We start from the raw sequence: 15,224 nt of genomic DNA on the forward strand, positions 1-15,224 counted from the left end.
AATTCTCCTATCGGGTGGGAAGGGGACGGACCCGGGTGGGGGTGGTGCGCCGCAGCAGCGGCAGCACCTCTTCGCCCACGCGGTAGGCCTCTTCCAGATGGGGGTTGCCGGCGAGGATGAACGCGTCCACGCCGAGGGTGATCAGTTGGTCCAGACGTTCGGCGACCTGCTCATAGCTACCCACGAGCCCGAACGCCGGCCCACCGCGGATGAGGCTGAATCCGCACCACACGTTGGGCTGTACTTCCAGGTCGCGGTAGCCGGTGATGTGCTCCGGTACCCAGCCCTTGATGCGGGCCGCGCCCACCGAGTCGCCCTGGGCGGCCCGGTCGGCCGCCGTCCGGTCCACCGACGCCCAGCCCTTCTCGATCTCCGTCCAGGCGGCCTCTTCGGTGTTGCGGGCGACGATATCGATACGGACCGCGAACTTCGGTGTCCGGCCCGACTTCTCGGAGTGCGCGCGGACTCCGTCGAACTTCGCCCGCAAGTCGGCGAACGGTTCGAGCCACGACAGGTAGTAGTCGCAGTGCCGGCCCGCGGCGTCCACGGCGGCCGCGGACGACCCGGAGAAGTACACCTCGGGAAACGGCTGACCGGCCAGCAGGGGTGGTAGCGCCGCACCCTCGGTCCGGAAGAACGTCCCGGCGTAGTCGAACGGTGCGCCGTCCCAGACCCCGCGCAGAACATCGAGGAATTCCGAGGTGCGCGCGTAGCGGTCGTCGTGGGCCACCTTGTCGCCCCACCACAGCTGGGGCGCCCCGCCGCCCCCGCTGATGATGTTGTACACCAGGCGTCCGCCGGTCGCGCGCTGCAGGCTCGCCGACATCCGGGCGGCCTGCACCGGATGCAGGAAACCGGGCTGGAACGCGACCATGAACCGGTAGGTCTCGCTTTCCCGGGCCAGCGCGGAGGCGGTGGCCCACGGGTCCTCGGTGATCGGGAAGGAGGGCAGCAAACCGCCGACGAACCCCGCGGATTCCGAGGCCTTCACCACCGCGGCCATATGGTCGATATAGCTGTAGCCGTCCAGCCGTCCCCCACGGATCGCGGGTGCGATATTGCCCGGCCCGTGGCCCCCGGCGTGCCCCCGGTTGTAGCGGCGGGGCGTGCGCAGTGACGCGTGGTCGCCCTCCATCCCGATACGCCAGTAGAAGTCCGTGCTCACGCGTGGTTCTCCTGTCCCGCCAGGGTGCGGCCGGCCGGGTCGGCGAGGTGCAGCAGATGTTCGCCGGCCCGGTGTAGTTCCTCGATATGCGGATGTCCGGTCAGTTCGAATAGCTCGATCCCGCGTGCCCGGTAGCCGGCGAACGCCTGCGCCACCTGCGCGTAACTGCCGACCAGGCCGATCGGCCGGGCGTAACCGATGCGGTCGAAGCCCGACCAGCGGCAGCCGTCCAGCGCGAGCGCGCGGACCTCGGCGATATCCGCCGCCGGATGGATCTCGCGCCATTGGCGCAGCACGCGCGCCCACGCCTCGTCCTCGGTCTCCCGGGCGATCACGGGCAGGGCGAGTCCGGCGCGCACACTGCGCCCGGATCTGCCCGCCGCGTCCCGCAGGGACGCGACCGCATCGTCGATTCCGTGTGCGGTCTCGGTGAATACGTGGATATCGCCGTGCCTGCCCGCCAGTTCGACCGCCTCGGCCGAATTACCGGACAGGTGGACCCGGGGAAAGGGCAGACCCGACAGGATGCCGCGAAAGCCGCCGTCGGTGACGTCGTAGTATTCGCCGGCGAACTCGAACCCGGTGCCTCCGAAGCGTCCTGGTAGTACCTGCCGCTCGTTCCACACACCCCGGGCGACGGTGAGGAATTCGGCGGCCCGCCGGTAGCGATCGGCACCGGTGACCCGGTCGCCGCGTGCGGCCGCGTCGGCGCTGTCGGTGTCGACACGCAAGCGCCAGTCGAGCCGGCCGTCCGAGAGCCGCTGCAGGGTGGCCGACAGTTTGGCCGCGTAGACCGGTGTGCCGAACGCGGGATGGAATTCGACGCCGACCCGTACGTGCCGGGTCTGCCGCAGCGCCGAGCCGGCTATCACCCACGATTCTTCGCCCGCCGGATCGTACGGGGCGAGGACACCGTCGAGTCCCGACAGTTCGGCGGCGAGGACGACCTGATCGAGGAAATCGAATCCGTCACGATGGGCGGAGACCGAACGCACGTGGCGGCCGTCCCCGCGAACCGGAAGCTCCCAGAAGAATTCGGTCACGATGATGTCTCCTGTCCGGCGGCCGGCCGCGCGCTCGCCTGCCGCAGCGGTTCCGGGTCGACCCAGGAGGCGAGATCGAAATCGGCGGCGAGGAAGCCGTGGGTGTAGAGGAATCGCTTCTGGATATCCAGCAGTTCGAGCCGCTCCCCGGACAGCGTGGGGTGCAGACCACGGTGGAAGGTGTCGCCGTAGGCGGCCTCGACGCCCGCCGGCCCGGAGAACGTTTCCCGGGCCAGTACCGCGCGGACCTCGTCGAGGTTGGCGGCCGCCCAGTTCGCGGCCCGCAGGGTCTGCGTGAGGAACTCGACCACCAGATCGGGACGCGACTCCAGCAGGTCCGCGTGCACCGTGATCGGTCGCGGGGTGCCGTTGTTGACGCGCGAACGCTTCGCATCGGTGACATCCAGATCCACCGCGGTACGCAGGCCGTGTTCGCGGGCGATTTCCTGCGCGCGGGCGCCCTTGACGTAGATCGCGTCGACCTCGCCCGCCAGCAGCGCCTCCACACCCCAGGTGGTGATCCGGCGACCCGTCGTGTTCTCGCCCCGAACCTGCGGATCGCGTTCGACCGCGACCTCGACGGGCCGGACGTCGGCCAGGGTGAGCCCACCCAGGGCCAGCGCGTTCGCGAACCCGTGCAAGGCCATCGCGCGCGGGAAACTGCGGGCCCGGTCCCGTGCCCAGGCCGGGACCCCGATACGCAGCCCGGCCAGATCGTGGGGGCCGGCGGCGGATGAATCGGGGGCCACCAGTACGGCTTGTGCCTCGTCGATCCAGGTCAGTCCGATCAGCCTGGTGGGTGCCCCCGCGGCCCGGGCCGCGAGCGCGGGCACATTACCGCCCTCCCGGATCAGGCCCGGTAGCCCGTGGTCGAAATGCCGGGCCGCCAGTTCGGGGCCCGCGTCCTGCAGCACGCCCCAGCCGAGTCCGGCCGCGGCCGCGGTCTCGGCCAGCCAGCCGAGGCCGTGCGCCACACCACTCGCGGTGGGCACGGGGCACCGGGTGTACCAGAGAGTGTCGAGAACGGGGTCGGTGGCAGCGGTCATCACGTGCTCCTTCGAATGGTCGCGGAGGAAGGGGTGCGGCCGACACCGAGCTCGGCCAGGAACGCGGCGCGGTAGCGCAGGGATTCCGGATCCGTGCGGTCCCGTGGCCGGGCGAGGTCGATATCGGTATCGACGGCGAACCGGCCCGCGATCAGGATCAGTACCCGGTCGGCCAGCCGGACGGCTTCGTCGACGTCATGGGTCACCAGGAGGACCGCGGGCCGGTGCCGGGCGACGAGATCGCCTACCAGGTCCTGCATCTGGAGCCGGGTCAGCGCGTCGAGCGCCGCGAACGGTTCGTCGAGCAGCAGCAGTTCCGGTTCGCGGACCAGCGCGCGGGCCAGCGCCACCCGCTGCGCCTCGCCCCCCGACAGGGTCGCCGGCCACTGGCGCGCCTTACCCTCGAGATTGACCTCGGCGAGCGCACGGACGGCGCGCTCCTTCGTCTCGGCGGTCCGGCGCTGCCCGATGGTGACATTGCCGAGTACCCGCTTCGACGGGACGAGTCGCGGTTCCTGATAGACGGTGGTCCGGCGGGACGGGACGAGAACCTCGCCCGCGTCCGGCTTCTCCAGTCCCGTCAGCAACCGCAGCAGCGTGGTCTTCCCGGTTCCGGACGGTCCGAGCAGGACCACGAACTCGCCGCGGCGAATCTCCAGGTCGATCCCGTCGAGCACAGTGGTGGTGCCGAACCGCTTGGACAGCCCGGCGATCGAGACGGCAACCGGTTCGCCGGCTCTGCGCGCGATCGCCGCGGCAGGACTCCGGTCGCGGGCGGACAGTGGCGGTAAGGGGGCTTCGGGGCTCATCGGGCCGCCACCTGCCCGCGCCACGGCATCGCGAATCGTTCGATGACGCGGACCACGCCGTCGAACACCAGGCCCAGTACCGCGTACAACACGACACACAGCACCATGTAGTCGGTGCGGTTGTACTCCTGTGCGAGGGTCACCAGGTAGCCGATCCCCTCCCTGGTGCCCACCTGCTCGGCCGCGATCAGGCCGGTGATCGATATGGACAGGCAGATCCGCAGTGCCATCAGCACACCCGGCAGCGCCGAGGGCAGGATCACCTCGAATACCAGACGCGGCCCCTTCGATCCGAAACTGCGGGCCGCTTCGACCACCTTGCGGTCGACATTGCGGACACCGAGATAGGTGTAGGCGTACATGGGCCCGACCGTCGCGAAGGCGATCAGCAGCACCTTGAAGGTCTCGTCGATCCCGAACCAGGCGATGAACAGGGGCACCAGCGCGAGGAAGGGAACCGCACGGTTGATCTGCATGGTGGAATCCACGAATTCCTCGCCGAGGCTCGACAATCCGGAAACGACACCGAGGACCAGACCGGTCACGACCCCGAACAGCACACCGAGGGCCGCCCGATGGAAAGAGGCGACCGAGTAGTCGACCAGCTGCCCGGTGTCGTACAACTCCGTGAAAGCAGTCCACACCTTCGGCGGCCCGGCGAGGATCTCCTCGGGAATCGCGCCCGTTGCCGAACCGATCCACCACACCGCGACCAGCAGGGCGGGGACCAGGAATCGCAACGGGATCGACACCCACCGGGGCCGGCGCCGGGCGGCGCGATGGCGCGGGACCTCGAGGCCGGGTTCCCGGCGAGCCCGATCGGTGCCGCGCTCCGCGCGCGGCGGCGTGACGAGCGACATCTCACTTCCCCGCGGCCGGAGCCGGCCGGTCTCCGGCGGCGAGCTGTTCCGCGAGCGGATAGAACACGTCCGCGGCGGTGACCGCCCGGGTGATCACGCCGTTCTCATAGAACAGATCCGCCACGCCCTGCAGATCGGCCGCGTCCTCGGCGGTCGGGTAGTGCGGCACCGACGCCCGGCGCCCGAGATCGATCGCGCGCTCGAGCCGGGCACCGGACAGCGCTCGCGGCCCGGCCTTCTCGAAGACGTTCTCGAAATCCTCGGGGTGGGCCCGCTGACGCTCCACCAGCAGTTGCAGCGTCTCGAGGTATTTCGCGGCGACATCGGGCCGCTGCTCCAGCACCTCGGTGCGGAACGCGACGATCGTATTGTCGGTCGAGCCGACAGTGGCCTCGGTGGCGATCTCGACGGCGCCGCGGGATTTGGCCTCGGCGTAGGGATCGTTGAACGACGCCCAGGCGTCGACCTGCCCGGTCGAGAAGGCCGACGCGGCATCCGAGATCTGCAGGGGAACCCGCTCGACCCGGTCGACCGGGATCCCCGCCTGCTGCAGCGCCTTCAGCGTGATGTACTCGCCCTTGCCGGCCGGATTCACCGCGATTCGCTTACCCACCAGGTCGCGAACCTCCCTGATACCCGAGTCGGGCGAGGCGATGATGCCGGCCTGATCCTGATCCACCGGATCGGCGACGGCGACGATACGAACACCGACATCCTTCGAGAGCGCGCCGACGACCGGGCTGTACGCGCCACCGGAGACATCGAGCTCACCGGCATTGAACAATTTGAGATTGGCGCTGAACGAGGGCGGCGCGTTGACCCACTCCACCCGCGCGCCCAACGGGGCCAGCGCTTCGTCGAAAGTACCGTCCCGCTTGGCGACCGCGAGCGGACCGGAGTTGCCCTCGTCGGTGACCTTGAGAACGAAGGCGGTCTCGCCGCCCGCTCCGGACTCGTCCGTACCGGCTCCGCCGGAGCCACAGGCGGCGGCGACCAGCGCCACGACAGGAAGGATCGCGAGGGCGGCACGCACTCGTGGTGGTCGGCGGTGAGGACGCATCGGTATCGCTCCTGATCGAGAGGGGGCGGGGTTCTCCGGAGAAGTTATGCGCGGCCGCCGCGAGCGCACACCCTTACTTTTCCGTCGAACGGAAAGCTTGACCCGGAAGTGCGCACTGTGCCTGCCGTCCAGAAAAACGGATCGAGCGATAATTCGCAGCTGGACGCACCCGGAACACCTCCCCTGCCGAACACCGAGCGAGACAGAGCTTTCCACAATGCGGAAAGATTGGGATCGAGCGCATCGGTTCGCGTGTTAGCGTCACCGCGTGGAGCCCTCGCCCCCGGCCAACGGCCGACTCCAATCCGTCACCCGCGCGCTGTCGGTGCTCGCCTGCTTCCGCAACGGAGAAGACCTCGGTGTCTCGGCGATCGCCCGCATGCTGGACCTGCCGGTGAGCACTACCCACCGCCTGCTCGCCGCCCTCGTCGAGGCGGGCTTTCTCGACAAGGTGGAATCACCCAGCCGGTACCGGCTGGGCACCACACTCGCCGAATACGGCCGGATCGCCTATCGGCAGCACCGTATCCACCTCGCCGAACCCCACCTCGAGGAACTGGCGACGATCACGGGCGCGAAGGCTTCCATCGCCGCGCGGCACGGCAACGATGCCGTACTACTGGGCACCAGCAGCTGGCGCGAAGCGGACGGCCACGAACTCCAGGGCCTGCGGCTGCCGCTGCATGCCAGCGCGCTGGGCAAGGTGCTGCTGGCCTGGGCACAAACCGGCGCGGGCGAGCTGGCCGGGTTGCCGTACGAGGGCGGTACGGCCCGGTCGCTGTCCGGGCCGGTGGAACTCGGCGCGGAACTGGCCCGTACGCGGGAACGCGGGTATGCCTTCAACGACGAAGAGCTCGTCACCGGGTTCCGGACCATCGGCGTACCGATCGCCGACGAATCCGGGCAGGTCCGGTTCGCGCTCGGGTTGCGCGGACCGGTCGAGCTGATGATCGACGAGCGGGTCCCCTTCCTCGCCGATCTCGCGAAGGTCACCGCCCGCGAGATCGCGAGCGTCCTGCACCGGTCCGCGCCCGGATAGGGCAGGATCGATGGGGTGACCACATTGCCGGAAAAGGCCGCAGCGTTCCTCGCCCTCCATCGTCCCGGTGATCCGGTGATCCTGCCCACGGTATGGGACGCCTGGTCGGCGGACCTCGTGCAGCAGGCCGGTTTCCCGGCACTCACGGTCGGCAGTCATCCACTCGCCAACTCGCTCGGTAAAGACGATCACGAGGGCATGGCCTTCGCCGATGTCCTGGATCGGGTCCGGGAGATCACCGCCGCGGTCGAGGTGCCGGTCTCGGTCGACCTCGAATCCGGGTACGGGGTCGAACCGGTGGCGCTCATCGACGGCCTGTTGCAGGCCGGTGCGGTCGGGTTCAACCTGGAGGACACCGTGCACAAGGAGGGCGGCCGGCTGCGTGAGCCGCAGGAGCACGCCGACCTCGTCGGCCGGTTGCGCCGGGCCGCCGACGAAACCGGTGTGCACGTCGTGGTGAACGCCCGCACCGACCTGCTGCTCACCGCATCCGGCGATCCGGCCGAATTGGCCGGGCCCGCCATCGAACGCCTGCGGCTGGCCGCCGCCGCGGGCGCCGATGTGCTCTACCCGGTCGGTCGTTACGGACCCGAGGTGCTGAGCCGGCTGTGCGCCGAACTGCCGTTGCCGGTGAACGCGGTCACGCTTCCCGACCAGGGCAGTAGGGCGTACTTCGCCGAAAACGGCGCGGCGCGAGTGAGTTTCGGTCCGTTTCTGCAGTACGCGCTCGCCGCGGAGGCGAACCGCCTCCTCGAGCCCTGGCGGTGAACGGCGGCGAGTTGCTCCGGACGCTCTCGACGGACAGCTGATCCGGCCCCGGCCGGGTCAGCTGATCGGAGCCCGAGCCGGCGTCCGGACGGTGTGCGGAGTGTAGGTGGTGACGGTGACGACGACGTTGCCGGGCCCGGGCCGGAACCAGCAGATCTCCGCCGCCGGCATGGCCGCCTTCGGACCCGCACCGGTCAGGAATACATCCTGGGCACCGGACGCGCCGGTGTCGGTGTTGCGCCAGTGCAGGGTGGTGTGCAGGCGGCATGAGTTGTTGGCGTAGATATTCAGCAGCGGTTCGAGTCCGGCGAAGTAGACATGCATACCGAGGACGGCCCAGCCGGACGGGTCACCCGAACTCATCCCGTATTCGATCGCGCCGGCACCGCAGCGGAGCGGGTCCTCGGCGACCGCGAGGGTGAGCCCGCGCAGATGCGGGCCGTCCGCCGCGATCGCGGATGGCGCGGTCGCCACGGCCACGGCCGCGGCGGCGACCGTGACGACTCCGGAGGTCCAGAATCTCATCGAACTCCTGACAGCGAGCCGGATTACATCGCAGCGGACGCTGCGGTGCGGGCCGGTCCACAGTTGGTCGTCCGCCCGACTCGGGGCGTTACGCTCACCGGCCCGCACCCGGCTCCGCCGGCTTTCACCGTGGCCACCCGAATTTCCCGGGTCCGCGGGCCCGGCCCGGTGATCCTTGGCAAAATATGCGGGTGAGAAATGAAAGCCTTTCGCACGACCCGGCGCCGTCGGTGCCGGTGTCGCAGAGGACGGGAAGCTTCCGGTTCTGGCTGGCCGACCGTCGCTGGGAATGGTCCGACGAGGTCGCCGCCCTGCACGGCTATGCCCCCGGTGAGGTGGAGCCCACCACCGAATTACTACTGACACACAAACATCCCGAGGACCGGCGCGGGGTCGCCGAGGCCCTTGCCCCGGTGATCGATACCGGCGCACCGTTCGGCAGCCGCCACCGCATCATCGACACCCACGGGTCGGTACGTCACGTCCTGGTCGTCGGCGATCAGATGCGCGATGAGACGGGCACAGTGACCGGCACCAGCGGCTATTACATCGATATCACCGAAACCGTCGGCGAGGAGCGTCAGGACGCGCTCTCCGCCGCGATACCCGAACTGGTCGCGGCCCGCGAACTGATCGAACAGGCCAAGGGCGCGGTGATGATGGTGTATGGGATATCGGCCGAACAGGCATTCCGGGTGCTGATCTGGCGGTCCCAGGAGACCAACACCAAACTCCGCGACCTCGCCGCCCGGCTCATCGCGGCGGTCACCGGATTCGGTGGCGCCGAAACGAATACCCGTACCCGCTTCGACCACCTCCTGCTCACCGTCCACGACCACCCCCGCTCCGGCCACGAACCGTGAAACCGCCGGATCCACCACGCCGGGGCCCGGGTGCGGCGCCCACCTTCACCGGCGCACAGACCATGACGTACCCGGTCGCCCCGTGGGAATGAAGGTCTGTGCGCCGGGTTGGAGCCGGGCCGGTGCCCGTACAGCCATTTCGAGGACGCCCTGGCCGTACGGGGTGCTGCCCCGGCTCGGAGGCCTTCCCCATTCCGGAAAACCGGATCCTGCAATTCCCATACGACAGGCCAAAGTTTCCCCCGAACCGGCAGGATCCGCCAACGCTGTCGATAATGTGACCCGAACAACAATTGCGTAGCCGAGCGCCCTGCTTTCCATTCCCACGCGACCGCACCCGAATAGCCGACGGTAAACATCGTGGTACGATTCACCGTGCGGATTTCGGTCATCCGCGCGTCCATACTTCTCCGACGGCTCCCGCCGACGGAAAGTCAGGCCCCGCACAGGAAGCGAGCTCAGAGATGGCGAAGCGCGCAACGCCCGCGAAGCGGCAGCGCCGCGAACGTGGATCCCTCAATCCGGAGGACATCATCGGGGGTGCGTTCGAACTCGCCGAAGAGGTCTCGATCGACGGATTGAGCATGCCGCTACTGGGCAAACATCTCGATGTCGGCGTCACCAGCATCTACTGGTACTTCCGCAAGAAAGACGATCTGCTCAACGCGATGGCAGATCGCGCGCTGAGCCAATACGCTTTCGCCGCGCCTTTTGTCGAAGCCGATGATTGGCGCGAAACATTGCGTAATCACGCCCGAACAATGCGGGAAACATTTCTCGGTAATCCGATTCTTTGTGATCTGATCCTGATCCGGTCGTCGCTGAGCCGCGATGCGGCGCGCCTGGGCGCCCAGGGAATCGAACGCGCCATCGCGTCTCTGGTCAACGCCGGATTCGCCGTCGACGACGCGTTCGACCTCTATTCCGCCATCAATCTGCACGTGCGCGGATCGGTCGTGCTGCAACGGCTCTACGACAAGAACAAAGAACTCGACGCGGAGGCCACCGCGTACTACGAGGACATCGCCATCGAACCGGATACCACTCCCCTGCTCGCCGAGGCCATGGCGAAGGGCCGGCGCAGTGGCGCGCCCGATGAACGCAACTTCGAGTACGGTCTCGAATGCATCCTCGATCACGCGAGCCGGTTGGTCGGCACCGGAAAGCGCGCGCCGGCCAAGGCCACCGCGAAGGCGGCGACGAAGAAGGCGCCCGCGAAGAAGGCCGCGGGTACCGCGAACAAGACACCGGCCGGGACCGCCGCCAAACGCTCGACCGCCGCCACGGCGAAGTCCACGGCCTCGCGTACCCGCCGGGCCTCTTGAGAAGGCGGCAACCGCCGACAAGCACACCCTGCGTGCCCTCCGGTTGTTCCGGAGGGCACGTCCGCTGTCCCGGACTCCATCGGAGCCGCGACCGCCCAGTGCGGGCGATCGGCCCGCCACCGGGCCGGGCCGGGCCGGTCAGGCGTCGAGATGGCGGCTGATGACCAACCGCTGGATCTGATTGGTGCCCTCGAAGATCTGCGTGATCTTCGCTTCCCGCATATAGCGCTCGACCCGGAAATCGCGAGTGTAGCCGTAGCCGCCGAGCACCTGCACCGCGTCGGTGGTGACCTTCATCGCCGCGTCGGTGGCGACCAGTTTGGCCACCGACGCGTGACGGGAGTAGGCGAGACCCGCGTCGCGGCGGCGCGCGGCGTCCAGATAGGTCGCCCGCGCCGAATCCACCGCGGCGGCCATATCGGCGAGCAGAAAGCCCAGCCCCTGGTGATCGATGATGCGGCGGCCGAACGTCGTCCGCTCCCGCGCGTAGGCGACCGCCTCGTCCAGCGCGGCCTGGGCGAGCCCGACCGCGACCGCCGCGATCCCCAGCCGGCCCGAATCCAAGGCGCTGAAGGCGATCTGCAAACCCTGGCCCTCGGCGCCGATCCGCCGGTCGGCGGGCACGATCGCGCCGTCGTAGTGCGCGGATGTGGTGGGAACGGCGTGCAGGCCCATCTTCTCCTCCGGCCTGCCGAAGCTCAGGCCGGCGGTGTCCTCGGGCACCAGGAAACAGGAGATCCCCTTGGAGCCCTCCCCGGTCCGCGCGAACAGATTGTAGAAATCGGCGATCCCGCCGTGGGTGATCCACGCCTTGGACCCGTCGATCCGGTACCCCGCGTCGACCGCCGTCGCCTTGCACGCCAGGGCCGCGGCGTCGGAACCGGCCTGCGGTTCGGACAGGCTGTAGGCGCCGATCGTCGCCCCGCCCAGCATCTCCGGCAACCAGCGCCGCTTCTGCTCCTCGGTGCCGAACACGAACACCGGATGGCACGCCAGGCTGTGCACGCTCACCGCCACCGCGACCGCCGCCCAGCGCGCGGCGATCTCCTCCAGCACCTGGAGATAGACCTCATAGGGCTGGCCGCCGCCACCCCATTCCTCCGGATAGGGCAGGCCGAGCAGCCCCGCCTCCCCGAGCGTCGCGAAGACGCCCTCGGGATAGGTCTGCGCCTTCTCGTGGCCGTCGGCGATCGGCGCGAGCACCTTGTCGGCGATCTCGCGGGTCAACTGGATGAGGTCGCGCGCCTCGGTGGTGGGCAGTAGTCGATCGACGGCCACAGCGGCCTCCTGGGCAGGTAATACGGATGATGGTACTGAGTTCTCGTCTCCAGTACTCCCAGACAGTACTGCAAGGAGCCGCTCAGTACCATTCACCGCATGGAGCAGAACCCGGTCTTCGCGACGGCCCGCCGCAACGAACTGTTCGATGAGCTGGTCGCACTCTTCCTCGCCGAAGGCTTCGCCCACCTGACGCTCGACGCGATCGCCGCGCGGCTCAAATGCTCCAAATCCACCCTGTACACGCTGGCCGGCAGTAAAGAACAGCTGGTCACGGCGGCAACGGTGCGCTTTTTCAAACGCGCCACGGCCGATGTGGAAGCGAGTATCACCACGATCTCCGATCCCCGCGGGCGCGTGACCGCCTATCTCACCGCGGTCGGCGAAGCACTGGCGGGGACCTCCGACCGGTTCATGACCGACCTCGACGCGTTCGCCCCGGCGCGCGCGGTCTACGAACGCAACACCCGGATCGCCTCCCGCCGGGTACGCGAACTGATCGACGACGGCGTCACCACCGGCGACTTCCGGCCCGTGCACGCGGCCTTCGCCGCCGACCTCACCACCACCATGATGGTCCGCATCCAGCAGCGGGGCGTCCGCACCGAGACCGGACTGGACGACGCGAGCGCCTACCGCGAACTCGCCTCCATTCTCACCGCCGGGATATTCGCGCAGCCGTGAGCGGGAAGTCGGACGAACCGCCGTACGAGACCTTCGCGCCGGAAACGACACCTCGTCCCGGAGCCGGACACCGTCCCAGGGACGGTCCGCTCAATCGTCGAGCGCGCGTTCTCGCAGGGTGGCCAGCGTGCGGGTGAGGATTCGGGAGATCTGCATCTGCGAGACGTTCAACTCGGCGGCGATCTCGGATTGGGTGCGGTTCTCGAAGAATCGCAGATGCAGTACTTTCCGGTCCCGGGGCGGCAGTTCGCGCAGCAGCGGAGCGACGGTCAGTGCGTTGTCGGTGATCTCGTAGGACGGATCCTCCGCGCCGAGCCCGTCGGTGGTCTTGGCGACCGGCGCCCCGTCGCCCTCGTGGTCGGGTGAGGCGTCCAGCGAGTCGGTGCGGTAGGCGTTGCCGGCGAGCAGGGCCTGAGTCACCTCCACCAGGTCGAGATTCATCTCTACCGCGATATCGAGCGCGGTGGGGGTGCGACCGAGTTTCTGACTGAGCCTTTCGACAGTGGGCCCGATCGTGAGCTGGGTCTCCTTGATCCGTCGCGGCACGCGCACTGCCCAGGTGTGATCCCGGAAATGGCGGCGCACCTCACCCATGATGGTCGGTACGGCGAAGGCCAGAAAGCTGGACCCGCGGGTGGCGTCGTAGCGGTCCACCGCGAGCACCAGCCCCACCGACGCGATGCCGTGCAGGTCGTCAAAGGTTTCGCCACGGCCGCTGAAACGGCGCGCGATATGGTCGGCCAACGGTAGGCATCGGCGCATGATCTCGTCGCGCAGTTCATGGTGTTCCGGCCGGCCCGGGTCCATCGATGCCAGCCGCTCCAGCAGCGGCTCGATACCGTCGTAGCTGTCGGTACCGCGGGCCGAACGCCGCGCGGTACGGGGTGCGTCGTCGACCACCACCGGTGATGTCATGAAGATCCTCGCTTCCCGTTTCCTCCGCCGGTACGGCGCTGCCGGAGGGCAATGAACCCCGGCTACCGCCTACCGGCGGTGGTAATCCGATCGGAACGGATCTCTTCGTTTTCGGGCTTCGAACCTCGAAGGCGCTTCGTTTCCGGTCCTGCCGACGCGCCCGCGCGTGTCACGAAGGTCACGGCCGGGGACGCCGAATTTGAACTGCCCGGCCGTTGATGGTCTCGTAGAAGCGCGGGGACAGCGTTCCGGCCGGTCGAGACCGTGCCGCCGGCACCGGCATCCCCACAATCGAGAGGCCGCCATGCAGACCCTGGCATTCGACAGCGAAGATCTGGGGGCGACAGAGGAATTCCTCAACAACGCGTACACCAAGATGCGGATCGGGAACGACAGCCCGGGCGCGGTACGCACCCGGATCCGCCGCGATCTGCTGGGCCCGGTGAGCCTGGACCGGCTGGAATTCGGTTTCGATATGGCCTACGACGCCGAGCCGCTGAACAAGATCTGCCTGGTCACGGTGCATTCGGGCACAGTGGAAGAGAACTACCACGATATCGGCACCGACACCTTCCTACCCGGCGAGACCGGACTGCTGACCCCGCACGACCTGCCCTACTCTGGGGTGATCCGCTCATCGCGCTACGACATCACGATGCTCGAACCCGAGCTGCTGGACCGGCTCGCCGCCACGCACGCCGGCGAACCCGTCCGGATCAGCGGGCACCGCCCGGCCGGCGCCACCGCGCACCGGCAGTTGATGTCGGTGATCACTCATCTGCAGCGCGTCGCGGCCGATCCGGATTCCGCCGGTAACCCCCTACTCACGGCCAGCGCCGCCGACTATTTGGCCGCCACGATCCTCGCGACCATGCCCACCACCGCGGTGCTGGCCCCGGATGCGCGGGACCGCCGCGACGCCCACCCGGACACCCTGCGCCGGGCGATCACCTACCTCGAATCCCATGTGCACGAGGATGTGACCGTCGGCCAGGTCGCGGCCGCCGCTTTCGTCACCCCCCGCGCGCTGCAGCTGGCGTTCCGGCGGCACCTCGACACGACACCGCTGCGGTACCTGCGGCGGTTGAGACTGGCGGGCGCGCACGAGGAATTGCGTGCCGCCGATCCAGCCGACGGGCAGACGGTCGACTCGGTGGCGCGCCGGTGGGGTTTCTCCCATCCGGGCCGCTTCGCCGCCGACTACCGGCGCCACTACGGGCACACCCCGTCGCACACCCTCCGCACCTGAATCACCTGCCGTGATCTCGGCGGCCGACGGCGGGTCCGCCCACCGGATCGCGGCCGATCCGGCATCCGATACAGATCAGAAGCCTGCGTTCAGGGGGCCGCTACGGGGCGCAGGCAACTGTCCGGCGGATCGACCAGCACGCAGAGCGCCGGGTCCCGGGTGGGCCGATAGCCCGCGGGCACGCCACCTTCGGCGATTGTCCGGGCATAGGTGCCGACAGCGTCGGTGGGGCGGCGGGTGAGCCCCGGGTCGGTGGTGGTGTCGACGGTGTAGAGCCCGAATCGCGGCCGGTAGCTGCCCCATTCGTAGTTGTCGGTGAGACTCCAGTAGTTGTAGCCCATCACGTTCATACCGTCGGCCCGGGCACGCTGGATCCAGTAGACGGTGTCCTGGAGATGGGCGCTGCGGGTGAATCCGTCCGCACGTGGGCGGCCGTTATCGGTGGCCATACCGTTTTCGACTATGTAGAGCGGTTTACCCGGAAACCGGTCGGCATAGTGCCGCAGCGCGAAATAGATTCCTTCCGGGCGGATCGGAAGTTCCCAGATCGTCGGTCCGGGCGGGACGGACGATCCCACGGCGCCGCCGAGGTATT

The 15,224-nt window shown here is 68.6% G+C and carries 16 protein-coding genes; 6 read left to right on the forward strand and 10 right to left on the reverse strand.

The features are described 5' to 3' along the window. Window positions 1-7: 7 nt before the first annotated feature. The 6 genes from ACWDU1_RS08875 to ACWDU1_RS08900 are packed head-to-tail and all read right to left on the reverse strand — an operon-like array spanning window position 8 to window position 5,983. Complete coding sequence (locus tag ACWDU1_RS08875; RefSeq protein ID WP_449996896.1) at window positions 8-1,165, reverse strand: LLM class flavin-dependent oxidoreductase; 1,158 nt, start codon at window positions 1,163-1,165, stop codon at window positions 8-10. Continuing rightward, window positions 1,162-2,208, reverse strand: coding sequence for an LLM class flavin-dependent oxidoreductase (locus ACWDU1_RS08880; protein WP_449996898.1), 1,047 nt, complete (start codon window positions 2,206-2,208; stop codon window positions 1,162-1,164). The genes ACWDU1_RS08875 and ACWDU1_RS08880 overlap by 4 nt, the downstream gene beginning before the upstream one ends. Continuing rightward, complete coding sequence (locus ACWDU1_RS08885) at window positions 2,205-3,254, reverse strand: ABC transporter substrate-binding protein (protein ID WP_449996899.1); 1,050 nt, start codon at window positions 3,252-3,254, stop codon at window positions 2,205-2,207. The genes ACWDU1_RS08880 and ACWDU1_RS08885 overlap by 4 nt, the downstream gene beginning before the upstream one ends. After that, window positions 3,254-4,063 (reverse strand): ABC transporter ATP-binding protein, encoded by an 810-nt coding sequence (locus ACWDU1_RS08890; protein WP_449996900.1) that lies wholly within the window; start codon window positions 4,061-4,063, stop codon window positions 3,254-3,256. Before ACWDU1_RS08890 ends, ACWDU1_RS08885 begins: the two co-directional genes overlap by 1 nt. Then, the gene (locus ACWDU1_RS08895) at window positions 4,060-4,923 is read right to left on the reverse strand and encodes an ABC transporter permease (protein ID WP_449996901.1); all 864 of its coding nucleotides are present in this window, start codon (window positions 4,921-4,923) and stop codon (window positions 4,060-4,062) included. The genes ACWDU1_RS08890 and ACWDU1_RS08895 overlap by 4 nt, the downstream gene beginning before the upstream one ends. Window position 4,924: 1 nt before the next feature. Next, on the reverse strand, window positions 4,925-5,983 hold the full coding sequence (locus ACWDU1_RS08900; RefSeq protein ID WP_449996903.1) for an NrtA/SsuA/CpmA family ABC transporter substrate-binding protein: 1,059 nt from the start codon (window positions 5,981-5,983) through the stop codon (window positions 4,925-4,927). A 268-nt stretch (window positions 5,984-6,251) separates the two neighbouring features. Here ACWDU1_RS08900 and ACWDU1_RS08905 point away from each other — a divergent pair, with 268 nt between their 5' ends. Both ACWDU1_RS08905 and ACWDU1_RS08910 read left to right on the forward strand, forming a co-directional pair. Continuing rightward, window positions 6,252-7,022, forward strand: coding sequence for an IclR family transcriptional regulator (locus ACWDU1_RS08905; protein WP_449996905.1), 771 nt, complete (start codon window positions 6,252-6,254; stop codon window positions 7,020-7,022). A 15-nt stretch (window positions 7,023-7,037) separates the two neighbouring features. After that, entirely contained in the window at window positions 7,038-7,790 is a 753-nt protein-coding gene (locus tag ACWDU1_RS08910; protein ID WP_449996906.1) for an isocitrate lyase/PEP mutase family protein, read from the forward strand. Window positions 7,791-7,847: 57 nt separating this feature from the next. Here ACWDU1_RS08910 and ACWDU1_RS08915 read toward each other — a convergent pair whose 3' ends face one another. Further along, window positions 7,848-8,315, reverse strand: coding sequence for a hypothetical protein (locus tag ACWDU1_RS08915; protein WP_449996908.1), 468 nt, complete (start codon window positions 8,313-8,315; stop codon window positions 7,848-7,850). A gap of 185 nt (window positions 8,316-8,500) precedes the next feature. On the opposite strand from ACWDU1_RS08915, the gene ACWDU1_RS08920 reads away from it, so the two are divergent. Both ACWDU1_RS08920 and ACWDU1_RS08925 read left to right on the forward strand, forming a co-directional pair. After that, the gene (locus ACWDU1_RS08920) at window positions 8,501-9,178 is read left to right on the forward strand and encodes a PAS and ANTAR domain-containing protein (protein ID WP_449996909.1); all 678 of its coding nucleotides are present in this window, start codon (window positions 8,501-8,503) and stop codon (window positions 9,176-9,178) included. Between the two features lie 464 nt (window positions 9,179-9,642). Next, window positions 9,643-10,503, forward strand: a complete 861-nt coding sequence (locus tag ACWDU1_RS08925) for a TetR/AcrR family transcriptional regulator C-terminal domain-containing protein (RefSeq protein ID WP_449996911.1) — start codon at window positions 9,643-9,645, stop codon at window positions 10,501-10,503. A 138-nt stretch (window positions 10,504-10,641) separates the two neighbouring features. On the opposite strand, the gene ACWDU1_RS08930 is transcribed toward ACWDU1_RS08925, so the two are convergent. After that, window positions 10,642-11,781, reverse strand: a complete 1,140-nt coding sequence (locus ACWDU1_RS08930; protein ID WP_449996912.1) for an acyl-CoA dehydrogenase family protein — start codon at window positions 11,779-11,781, stop codon at window positions 10,642-10,644. Window positions 11,782-11,880: 99 nt separating this feature from the next. On the opposite strand from ACWDU1_RS08930, the gene ACWDU1_RS08935 reads away from it, so the two are divergent. Next, window positions 11,881-12,465, forward strand: a complete 585-nt coding sequence (locus ACWDU1_RS08935) for a TetR/AcrR family transcriptional regulator (protein ID WP_449996914.1) — start codon at window positions 11,881-11,883, stop codon at window positions 12,463-12,465. A 90-nt stretch (window positions 12,466-12,555) separates the two neighbouring features. On the opposite strand, the gene ACWDU1_RS08940 is transcribed toward ACWDU1_RS08935, so the two are convergent. After that, complete coding sequence (locus ACWDU1_RS08940) at window positions 12,556-13,380, reverse strand: SigB/SigF/SigG family RNA polymerase sigma factor (RefSeq protein ID WP_449996916.1); 825 nt, start codon at window positions 13,378-13,380, stop codon at window positions 12,556-12,558. 304 nt (window positions 13,381-13,684) lie between these two features. On the opposite strand from ACWDU1_RS08940, the gene ACWDU1_RS08945 reads away from it, so the two are divergent. Next, window positions 13,685-14,629 carry a helix-turn-helix transcriptional regulator gene (locus ACWDU1_RS08945; RefSeq protein WP_449996917.1) on the forward strand — a complete coding sequence of 315 codons (945 nt, stop codon included), beginning with the start codon at window positions 13,685-13,687 and terminating at the stop codon, window positions 14,627-14,629. Between the two features lie 89 nt (window positions 14,630-14,718). Here ACWDU1_RS08945 and ACWDU1_RS08950 read toward each other — a convergent pair. Continuing rightward, window positions 14,719-15,224, reverse strand: a 506-nt coding sequence (locus ACWDU1_RS08950) for a family 1 glycosylhydrolase (RefSeq protein WP_449996919.1), incomplete at its 5' end; no start/stop codon positions are given.

The organism is Nocardia sp. NPDC003345, from assembly GCF_053589395.1.

Bases quoted from the DNA above. Each gene is read 5' to 3' on its own strand.
- ACWDU1_RS08885 (WP_449996899.1), bottom strand. From the start codon at position 3,254: ATGACCGCTGCCACCGACCCCGTTCTCGACACTCTCTGGTACACCCGG.
- ACWDU1_RS08890 (WP_449996900.1), bottom strand. From the start codon at position 4,063: ATGAGCCCCGAAGCCCCCTTACCGCCACTGTCCGCCCGCGACCGGAGT.
- ACWDU1_RS08895 (WP_449996901.1), bottom strand. From the start codon at position 4,923: ATGTCGCTCGTCACGCCGCCGCGCGCGGAGCGCGGCACCGATCGGGCT.
- ACWDU1_RS08900 (WP_449996903.1), bottom strand. From the start codon at position 5,983: ATGCGTCCTCACCGCCGACCACCACGAGTGCGTGCCGCCCTCGCGATC.
- ACWDU1_RS08915 (WP_449996908.1), bottom strand. From the start codon at position 8,315: ATGAGATTCTGGACCTCCGGAGTCGTCACGGTCGCCGCCGCGGCCGTG.
- ACWDU1_RS08920 (WP_449996909.1), top strand. From the start codon at position 8,501: ATGCGGGTGAGAAATGAAAGCCTTTCGCACGACCCGGCGCCGTCGGTG.
- ACWDU1_RS08925 (WP_449996911.1), top strand. From the start codon at position 9,643: ATGGCGAAGCGCGCAACGCCCGCGAAGCGGCAGCGCCGCGAACGTGGA.
- ACWDU1_RS08935 (WP_449996914.1), top strand. From the start codon at position 11,881: ATGGAGCAGAACCCGGTCTTCGCGACGGCCCGCCGCAACGAACTGTTC.
- ACWDU1_RS08940 (WP_449996916.1), bottom strand. From the start codon at position 13,380: ATGACATCACCGGTGGTGGTCGACGACGCACCCCGTACCGCGCGGCGT.
- ACWDU1_RS08945 (WP_449996917.1), top strand. From the start codon at position 13,685: ATGCAGACCCTGGCATTCGACAGCGAAGATCTGGGGGCGACAGAGGAA.